Genomic DNA, 9,529 nt, shown 5'->3' with positions numbered 1-9,529 from the left:
ATAAATACATACATAAAAAGTATTTGACTAAGTCAAATTATATTCTTGATAGTTGACTTTGTCAAATACTTTTTTGATTTATTGTGAAATTAAGCCTTCCCTCTGTGGATAACTCCGGTGAGCCGCCCGCACCAGCGCCCGGCATTCTGAGATTTTGTCATGCAGCAGCTCCCGTTCCTCGCCGGAGGTATTCTGGTACAGTTTTTCCTCGATCAGCTGGGACTGGATAACCAGATGGTAGTAAAACTGCGTGTCAGTTACGCCCTGGCGGCAGATCTTTGACAACAGCCTGGAGGCGTAATCGTATTTCTTCAGCAGAGTCTCAGTGGCTGTGCTGCGGTGGTAGGGGAAGAGGAGGCAGTTGGCGGCGTAGGCGATTACGATTCCGGCCAGCACGTAGGCCAGACGGATGAGCAGCATCCGCCCCACAGGCGCCCAGCCAAATGCGTTCATAAACACCGCGCCGCCCAGCGCTCCGATGGTGGAACAGGCAAATGTTCCCGTGTAATCTGAGAAATAAAAGCTTAAATAGCCGGACAGCATCATGATAACAGTCCTGCCGGCCGGAGACGGAACCAGGGAATAGAGAATCACACTGAATACGCCTCCTGCTACGGTAGCAAAGAAACGTTTCCCGGCCTTCTGTCCCACATCATCGGCGTAAGGGAGAGAGACTGAGGCAAGGGTAAACAGAAGCCATTTTCCGTGAGGAAGATTCAAACTTTCAACCAGCAGTGTTGAGAGTGACAGCAGAAGAGCAACCCGCAGGGCGTAGACGACGCGCACTTTACTGATTTTTAATGCGGCCTGAATCCGGATGGAAAGGGAAAGCAGGGTCGGACGGAAATTTGATTTTTTTTCGGGATCCGCCATATGGACCAGGTGATTTCTGATGTACTCCAGGCTGTCGTAAAATTCTGCCTGATGCAGGTCTTTCGCATCCGTAATAAAATCATCTCGCGCAATGAGGTGAGGTGCCGTGGTCTTCATATTTACATAGGCCTCAAAGTGGTCCAGCTGGACCAGCGTCTTTTCCAGCATATCCTGGTATTTTTCCGGATGTTCGGTCTGAGACAGCAGAATAAGCAGGTGTTCCAGGCCGCGCCCGGAATCGACCACGGCGAAGTTGGCATCGGATATACACAGCTCCTTACGCCTTCTGTCATAGACCATGCGGCTGAGGCGGCGGATATTCTTTCGGACATCTTCCAGACTCTCCGGTGTTCCGTTGCCGGATAAGAGACAGGATATGTATTGCTTGGCCTCCCCGATCAGTGTTAGAAGTACGTCGGAAACCGTTTCCGCGGCCCGGTTCCGTCCCATGACCAGCTGATAGAGGATGATGCAGACGGCTCCCGTCACCATGGCTATAATCCGTTTTGGAAGCTGTTCCGGGCTGGAGGGGGATATGAAAATCAGGAACAGGTAGGACAGAATATAAGGAAAATACAGATGTCCGGAGTATTCATACGTATAGAGATACAGGATTAAAAAAATCATGATAAAATTAATCGGAAGAGCGATCCATGGATTTAAAGTGACAACCAGACAGGCGGCAGCTGCCATCAGCACCAGGACCGCGGACTGCGCAAGCAGATGCTTAAATGGTGTGGAGGTTAAGTCGCGGACCATAGAGGCCGACATCATAATGGCAAAGATAACTCCGACAATGGAATTTTCTGCTCCGAATACTTTCTGGAACACGTTGACGTAAGCGATAATAAACAGAAATGACAGAGTGGCGAATTTCAGATTTTTGCGTATACTCTTCTGAGCCGCCGACAGGATGGAACTCTTTTTGGGTATTGCCATAGATAAAAACTCCTTTCTTTCGAAAGTATATCGTAGCACAGAAAAAACGGCAGTGCAAGAACGTCCCATTTCTTAAATATTTATGAAGAACTGGATGGGAATGGAAAAAAAGCAGGCCGCAGCGGTCATCCATTATACGGATGACCGCTGCGGCCTGCTGCACACAGTGCTGATTCTCTGTGTGATTTCTCTGTTTTTTGGTATTTCTGGTTGCGTATGTAAAACTGTATACGGCGTCAGATCCGGATTCGCATCAGGAAAGGGATTCCTTATACTGCTTCAGTGCTTTTGCCAGCTGGTCCGGGCAGGAGGTAGGTCTGGGACCGCAGTGGATTCCGTCGAGACGTTTGATCGCTTCGTCTACGTCCATTCCCTCGATCAGACGGCCAAGGCCCTGTGTATTACCGGAACATCCGCCGATGAAACGGACATTGGTGAGTTTGTTGTCCTGTACGTCAAAATTAATTTCCTGTGAACATACGCCATGTGTTTTATAAATCATGAATCATTCCTCCATATTTCTTCTATGCTTTATTTGTTTTCTGCCTTATTTTTGACCCTGCATTTTTACAATTATACCGAACAGGGGAAGGAATTGTCAATAGCAGCGGTTACTGAAACCCTCTTGCAAACAGGACGAAAACAGTTATAATAATCAATATATGCAAATTAACCCGGAAGGGAACCCGAAAAGGAGGCGCTGTATGTTAGGAATTATCGGAGCCATGGATGTGGAAGTGGCGGAAGTAAAAGAGGCAATGCAGGATGTGGAAGTAAAGACCATGGCCGGCATGGATTTTTATAAAGGAACGCTGAGGGGAAAGGAGGCAGTGGTGGTCCGTTCCGGAATTGGCAAGGTGAACGCGGCGGTGTGCACACAGATTCTGGTGGACCATTACGGAGTGGATGCGGTCATCAACACGGGAATCGCCGGTTCTTTGAGAAATGAGATCGAGATCGGAGACGTGGTGCTTTCCACCGATACGGTGCAGCATGATATGGATGCGACGGGGTTTGGATACCCGGTGGGGCAGATTCCGCAGATGGAGGAGTTCTCATTTCCGGCAGATGAAACGCTTCGGAATCTGGCTCTGAAGTGCTGTAAGGAAGTGAATCCTGACATTGGAGTTTTTACCGGAAGGATCGTTTCCGGGGATCAGTTTATTTCCGACCGGGTTAAAAAAGACTGGATTGCGAAAAATTTTGGAGGCTTCTGCACGGAAATGGAGGGGGCGGCGATCGCTCAGGCGGCATACCTAAACCACGTCCCATTTTTGATTATCAGGGCGATCTCAGATAAGGCTGATAACAGCGCAACCATGGACTACAGTGAGTTTGAGGTAAAGGCGGTGCGCCATTCCGTAAACCTGATTTTAGCCATTGCAGAAAGGTATTCATGTTAAGTTAAGAATCGAATCCTGACGGGATTTGACGAACGATTCTAGGCTCTCTCATCTTCCCAAAGGAAGTTTCGGTGGTTATAATAATCCTATCACCGGAACAACCGGGAAGAAAGGGGAGCTATTATTATGCTGGAATTTTTACAGACAGGCAAAGCGCTGTACGTGCTTGCAGCCGTATGCGGCCTTGGGGTCGTGACCAGATGGCTGACACGTAACCTCTACAAAAGATTAATTAAAGAAACGGACAACATGTCACTGACGAAGAACAAGAATCTTCGCACATTTAAGCAGAAGACAGAAAACAACTATCAGATGAATCAGGGAATTCCGAAAATAAAGCCTTATTTAGAGAGGCAGATGTATGATTTCAGATTTATGGGCATGACGCTTAACGGGTGGAACACATTTTCCAATCAGATGACGCTTCTTTGTTTCCTCGCAGGAGGTGCGGCGGCGTTTGGCGCATACTGGTATCGTACCGATCCTTATTACATAGTGCTGTACGGCTCCATGGGAATCCTGGCAGGGCTCTTTACGATCCTTGTAGACCACGGAGCAGGCGTCGGGGATAAGAAACAACAGCTGTTCACCGCGCTCGATAATTATCTGGAAAATACGCTGATCTACCGATTAGATCAGGAACGAGATGAAACACAGGCAATATCGGGGCCTCATATGGAAACCCGTGAAAATATCCGGTCGATCTATCCCGTGGCAGCAGGTACTGCGGCAGGACAGGCAGAAGAGCCGGAGAAACAGGAAAACGTGCGGGGAAAGCAGAGAAACAGGACGGAGCGCATGAAAAATCAGCTGAAGGCGGAATCGCAGGCTCGCAGACAGAACAGCAGTTCTTCTGACGAGGCGTCAGGAATTGCCGGTAATCAGAATATGGCGCAGGAAATGGCGCGAAGCGGCAGCGGGCCGTCAGAAATGGAAGGATCCATCCGGGATGTGGACTATTTAAAGAAGAGTCTGGAACAGATAGCGGCGAGCCGCGAACGGGGAAGAACCGCAAAACAGCAGGAGGACTGGCTGAAGGATTTGAACCCCGATGAATTGAAGCTTATTGGGGAGATTCTGCATGAATATCTGACTTGAACATTTGGGAGAGAAAGGAAAATTGTATCGCAATTGGAGGGGATTTATGATATACTGTTCCTGAACAGGCATTCTATAACCTGAAACAAAAGGAAAAGGAGAATGATAGAAATGGGAAAAGAAGTAGTATTTGATTATTCCAGAGCAGCAGGCTTCGTCTCAGCAGAAGAGATGGAAAATATGAAAGCCACAACGTTGTGTGCAAGAGATGTGCTGATGGACAAGTCCGGCGCAGGGAATGATTTTTTAGGTTGGATTGATCTTCCGGTAGACTATGATAAGGAAGAATTTGAGAGAATAAAAAAAGCGGCGGCCAAGATTCAGAACGATTCTGATGTACTTCTTGTAGTTGGTATTGGCGGTTCCTATTTAGGCGCCAGAGCGGCCATTGAGTTCTTATCCCACAGTTTCTATAATGTATTGCCGAAGGGAAAACGCAAAACTCCGGAGATTTATTTCTTAGGCAACAGCATCAGCAGCAAATACATCCATGACTTAAAGGATGTGCTGGAAGGAAAGGATTTCTCCGTTAATATCATATCCAAGTCCGGTACAACGACAGAACCGGCGATTGCATTCCGTGTCTTCAAGGAGATGCTGATCCAAAAGTATGGCCGTGAAGAGGCGAACAAGAGAATTTACGCTACGACGGACAAGTCAAGGGGTGCACTTAAGAATCTGGCGACGGAAGAGGGTTATGAGTCCTTTGTCGTGCCGGATGACGTAGGTGGACGTTTCTCAGTCCTGACAGCGGTCGGCCTGCTTCCGATTGCAGTATCAGGCGCTGATATCGATAAATTAATGGAAGGTGCTGCGGCAGGAAGAAAGGCGGCTCTTGAGACTCCATATGAGTCCAACTCCGCATTACAGTATGCAGCCGTGCGCAACATCTTACATAGAAAAGGCAAGGCCGTTGAGATTGTGGCCAACTATGAGCCAAGCCTTCATTACGTTTCCGAGTGGTGGAAACAGTTATTTGGTGAGAGCGAAGGAAAAGACCGCAGAGGTATTTTCCCGGCAGCTGTGGATTTAACCACGGATTTACATTCCATGGGCCAGTTCATCCAGGACGGCTCCCGTGTGATGTTTGAGACCGTGCTGAATGTCGAAGAATCCCCGGCCGAGATCCTGCTTCAGAAGGAAGAAGTGGATACGGACGGTATGAACTACTTAGCAGGCAAAAATGTGGATTTCGTCAACAAGAGTGCTATGAACGGCACGATCTTAGCCCATACAGACGGCGATGTACCGAACCTGATGGTAAAGATCCCGGAACAGGACGAATACTGCTTAGGACAGTTATTCTATTTCTTCGAGTACGCATGCGGTGTCAGCGGTTATATTCTGGGTGTCAATCCGTTCAACCAGCCAGGCGTGGAGAGTTATAAGAAGAATATGTTTGCGCTTCTGGGTAAGCCTGGATATGAGAAAGAAAGAGAAGAGTTGTTAAAGAGATTGTAAAATAGAATAAAAGGCCCGTATTCCATGACTGGGTGAGCAGTTGTGGGGTGCGGGCTGTTTTTTTATCCATTTTTGCAATATTTCGCTTGATCGTTAAGGCGGGTAACATGTTCCAATCCATAATTTTCACAGATTATACAAAAAAATTAATATGTTCAATAAATAAGTGTATGATATAATATAAACATACATCAAAACCGTTAGGGTAACTGCAGACCATCGACCCTATGAATCCGGTGCAGCCTGCTGAATCGATGGATTCACAGGGGTTGGCTGGCGTTTCCGGGCATAAGTGAATAGAAATGGAGAGGCGGACACTATGAAAGGGAAAAGAACATGGAAGATAGCGGTGCTGTCCCTGTCGCTGGTTTGCGCAGTATCTGGCTGCGCCCGGGAAAGCAGGCGCGTGCTGGATCCGAAAAAACCGACTGTTATTACGGTCTGGCATGCATATAACGCTTTTGCAAAGACGAAATTTGATGAAAAGGTGACAGAATTTAATGAGACGAAAGGGCTGGAGCTGGGGATTGTCGTGGATGCCTACGGCTTTGGTTCGAGCGGGGAACTGGATGACGCTTTGTTTAACTCCGCCAATGAGATTATCGGATCTGACCCGCTTCCCAATGTGTTTACGGCATATCCGGACAGCGCATACCGCCTGGATCAACTGGCACCCCTGGTGGAAATGGAAGAGTATTACAGTGCTGAGGAGCTGGGGCGGTACCGCACAGAGTTTCTCAGCGAGGGGGTCTGGGGAAAAGAGGGCCGCCATAAACTGATTCCTGTGGCGAAATCGACAGAGCTTTTATTTGTGAACGAGACGGGATGGAAGCAGTTTCGCTCGGATACAGGGCTTTCAGATGATGTACTTAGCACATGGGAAGGGCTTGTCTCGGCGGCAGAGGAATATTACAGATGGTCAGGCGGGCAGCCATTACTGGGAATGAACAGCTTTAACGACTTTGCGGTGCTGACTGCGGTTCAGGATGGAACGGATCCATTTCCCGCTGATGGGGAAAATCACTCATTTGTCTATTCCAGGGAGACTGCGAGGAAGGCGTGGAATGCCTATTATGTCCCTCATATAAACGGCTGGTATAAGAGCAGTGTGTATAATCAGGATGGGCTGAAGAGCGGCAGTCTGCTGGCCTACATCGGTTCGTCGGCCGGCGCCGGATACTTTCCTAAAGAGGTGATCGTGGATGGAGAGAACCAGTATCCCATCGAATGCGGGGTGAGGCCCTATCCGACCTTTGAGGGAGGGCGCGCCTATATGGCTCAGAGGGGAGCGGACATGGGAATATTCCGTTCCAGCGAAACTTCCGAGTACGCCGCCGCAGAATTTTTGAAATGGTTTACGGATCCAGAGCGGAATATTGAATTTACTGCGTCAATCGGATATATTCCGGTGGAAAACGAGGCGCTGTCGTCTATCGAAGCGCTGGAAAATTTCATACAGATGAGCGATAATACGGATGCGGTAAAAAAGAGCGTGACAGCGGCCCTTGAGGCGATGCAGGAAGGGAAGTTCTACGTCAGAAGGCCGTTTGAGAATTCGTATGAAGCAAATGAACGGTTTTCCCGTTCCCTGGAGCGGAAGGTGGAGCTTGATCTGAATGAGCTTCATAACAGGATGGAGAACGGCGAAGACAGGCAGACGGTGATTTCCGGCTTTATGGAAGATGAGAACTTTGATAAATGGTATCAGGATTTAATGAGAGAAATGGTTGGAGAGGTAAATGAATAAAAAGGTGAGAAGTGATTCGATCGCCTTTAAACTGGCGCTTACGTTTGTGGTGTCGGTTGTGATTCAGAGTCTGTTGATGACGGCCCTTCTGAGTCTGGGCGGTGTGATCGGGCAGTCCCGGGAGAATGCGTACCAGATTTTTTCAGAGAAAGTGAAGAACCGCGCGGTGACAATCGAAGGGGAGATGAAGAATGTCTGGACGAATTTTGAACTCTATACCGATGAGCTGAGCCGGTATTTCGCGGAAGCAGAGAGAGATGAGAACGGGGAACTGCTGGAAAAGGAAGAGCTGCTTAAGGCGGCTGCCCCAACTGTGCTGAATGCGCTGTACTACACGAAAACTACGGGTGCATTTTTGATATTAGACAGGGGAGACGATGAAAACGGCAGCTACCCGGCGCTTTATTTCAGGAATGCCAATCCGAACCGGGTCGATGAGCGCAATTCCAATACCTATCTTCTGGCCGGCCCCTGGGATGTGGCACAGGAGACGCAGGTGGTGACAGATGCCGCATGGAAGTACCAGCTGGAGCTGACGGATGCGAATCGTGCGTTTTATGAAAAACCATTCAGCAGTATAGGGCTGGCAGGCGATGAAAAACTGCTGGGCTATTGGTGTCCGCCGTTCCGGCTCTATGACGGGGGGGAAGAGGTGGTAACGTATTCGATTCCTCTGGTGGACCAGCGGGGAAGGGCAGTCGGTGTATTCGGTGTTGAGATCTCGCTGAATTATCTGTATAAATATCTGCCGCCATCCGATCTGATGGCCGTGGACTCCTATGGCTATGTGGTTGGAATACAGACCGGAGAGAACGGTGAGATCCGCCCGCTCGTCACCCATGGAGCTCTCCAGAAACGGATTCTGCAGGGCGCCAGTCCTATGGAGCTTAAGGCAAAAGATGCGGAGAACGGTATTTTCCAATTGGAAAACCACAATGGAAATGAGGTAATCTATGCGTGTCTGAAAGAGATGGGCATGTATTATAACAATACTCCTTTTTCGGGAGAAGAGTGGTATCTGATCGGCCTGATGGATGAAGATGCACTGCTGCGGTATCCGCACCGAATCCAGGAGATTCTGGTCTATTCATTTCTCATTTCACTCTGTGCGGGAGCAGGGATTGCAGTGCTGATCAGCCGGTGGTTTACCCGCTATTCCAGGCTTCTGGAGCTCTCGGAGGTTCCGGTGGGAGTCTATGAGATGGGCTCTAAAGGGAATAAGGTCTACATGACGAACCAGGTTCCCCGGCTGCTGGGATTATCGAAAGAGCAGGAACGGGCTTTTTGCAGGAGCCAGGATGAATTTCAGGCGTTCTTAAAGAAGATCTGCGAGAAGCCGACAGAGGATGAAAATGTATTCTGTCTGGAACGGCCGGAGGGAAAACGCTGGATCCGTCTGACCTTTCGTGAGGACGACGGGAAGAAGAGCGGAGTCGTGGAAGATGTGACAGAGGAGACGCTCAAGACGCAGTCACTCAGAGCGGAAAATGATCTGGACGGCCTCACCCGGGTGCTGAACAGAAAAGCCTTCGAGCGCCGGCAGCAGAAATGGGATGGATTGCTGCGGCTCGGAAAGCCCCTGGCGGTACTGATGTTTGATTTGAACTGCCTCAAGAGGGTAAATGACCAGTTTGGACACGAGACGGGCGATAAGTACATACGCTTTTCTGCCAGAGCGATCTCCGGAGCCTTAAAGGATGCGTGGATCTACCGCATCGGCGGGGATGAATTTGCAGCTGTGCTTGAGGGAGTGCCTGAGAACTCGATTGAGGAATGCTGCCGCCTGTCAGCCGGCCAGGTGGAGGCGTATGGAAAAGAAAATGGGTTTGAAGCGGGAATCGCCTGGGGATATGCGATATCCGCTTCGGACAGTGCGGAGACATTCGGTGATCTGCTGTCCCGCGCGGATCATAATATGTATGAGATGAAGAAACAGATGAAGAACATAGATAAATCTTGAAGTAAGAGGCCCATGGCTGTAATCAGATGAGGATTACAGCCATGGGCC

At 49.1% G+C, this 9,529-nt stretch carries 7 protein-coding genes; 5 read left to right on the top strand and 2 right to left on the bottom strand.

The features are described 5' to 3' along the window. Nucleotides 1-78: 78 nt before the first annotated feature. Nucleotides 79-1,812, bottom strand: a complete 1,734-nt coding sequence (locus tag ACLTD4_RS03215) for an FUSC family protein (protein WP_117622199.1) — start codon at nucleotides 1,810-1,812, stop codon at nucleotides 79-81. 253 nt (nucleotides 1,813-2,065) lie between these two features. Further along, a complete protein-coding gene (locus ACLTD4_RS03210) occupies nucleotides 2,066-2,314 on the bottom strand; it encodes a TIGR03905 family TSCPD domain-containing protein (RefSeq protein ID WP_002605485.1) in 249 nt (82 codons plus the stop codon). Nucleotides 2,315-2,516: 202 nt separating this feature from the next. Here ACLTD4_RS03210 and ACLTD4_RS03205 point away from each other — a divergent pair, with 202 nt between their 5' ends. From ACLTD4_RS03205 to ACLTD4_RS03185, 5 genes are all read left to right on the top strand, one after another. Beyond that, nucleotides 2,517-3,215, top strand: a complete 699-nt coding sequence (locus ACLTD4_RS03205; RefSeq protein ID WP_055658368.1) for a 5'-methylthioadenosine/adenosylhomocysteine nucleosidase — start codon at nucleotides 2,517-2,519, stop codon at nucleotides 3,213-3,215. A gap of 126 nt (nucleotides 3,216-3,341) precedes the next feature. Further along, nucleotides 3,342-4,313 carry a hypothetical protein gene (locus ACLTD4_RS03200; RefSeq protein WP_412331127.1) on the top strand — a complete coding sequence of 324 codons (972 nt, stop codon included), beginning with the start codon at nucleotides 3,342-3,344 and terminating at the stop codon, nucleotides 4,311-4,313. 111 nt (nucleotides 4,314-4,424) lie between these two features. Next, entirely contained in the window at nucleotides 4,425-5,774 is a 1,350-nt protein-coding gene (locus tag ACLTD4_RS03195; RefSeq protein WP_025529623.1) for a glucose-6-phosphate isomerase, read from the top strand. Nucleotides 5,775-6,093: 319 nt separating this feature from the next. After that, a complete protein-coding gene (locus ACLTD4_RS03190; RefSeq protein ID WP_412331126.1) occupies nucleotides 6,094-7,521 on the top strand; it encodes an ABC transporter substrate-binding protein in 1,428 nt (475 codons plus the stop codon). After that, a complete protein-coding gene (locus ACLTD4_RS03185) occupies nucleotides 7,514-9,481 on the top strand; it encodes a diguanylate cyclase domain-containing protein (RefSeq protein ID WP_412331125.1) in 1,968 nt (655 codons plus the stop codon). The genes ACLTD4_RS03190 and ACLTD4_RS03185 overlap by 8 nt, the downstream gene beginning before the upstream one ends. The last annotated feature ends 48 nt before the right edge of the window (nucleotides 9,482-9,529 follow it).

This window comes from Hungatella sp. (assembly GCF_046966825.1).
Note: the sequence above shows the minus strand (reverse complement) of the source record. Positions and strands in the feature narration are given on the sequence as shown.

Bases quoted from the DNA above. Each gene is read 5' to 3' on its own strand.
- ACLTD4_RS03215 (WP_117622199.1), bottom strand. From the start codon at position 1,812: ATGGCAATACCCAAAAAGAGTTCCATCCTGTCGGCGGCTCAGAAGAGT.
- ACLTD4_RS03210 (WP_002605485.1), bottom strand. From the start codon at position 2,314: ATGATTTATAAAACACATGGCGTATGTTCACAGGAAATTAATTTTGAC.
- ACLTD4_RS03205 (WP_055658368.1), top strand. From the start codon at position 2,517: ATGTTAGGAATTATCGGAGCCATGGATGTGGAAGTGGCGGAAGTAAAA.
- ACLTD4_RS03200 (WP_412331127.1), top strand. From the start codon at position 3,342: ATGCTGGAATTTTTACAGACAGGCAAAGCGCTGTACGTGCTTGCAGCC.
- ACLTD4_RS03195 (WP_025529623.1), top strand. From the start codon at position 4,425: ATGGGAAAAGAAGTAGTATTTGATTATTCCAGAGCAGCAGGCTTCGTC.
- ACLTD4_RS03190 (WP_412331126.1), top strand. From the start codon at position 6,094: ATGAAAGGGAAAAGAACATGGAAGATAGCGGTGCTGTCCCTGTCGCTG.
- ACLTD4_RS03185 (WP_412331125.1), top strand. From the start codon at position 7,514: ATGAATAAAAAGGTGAGAAGTGATTCGATCGCCTTTAAACTGGCGCTT.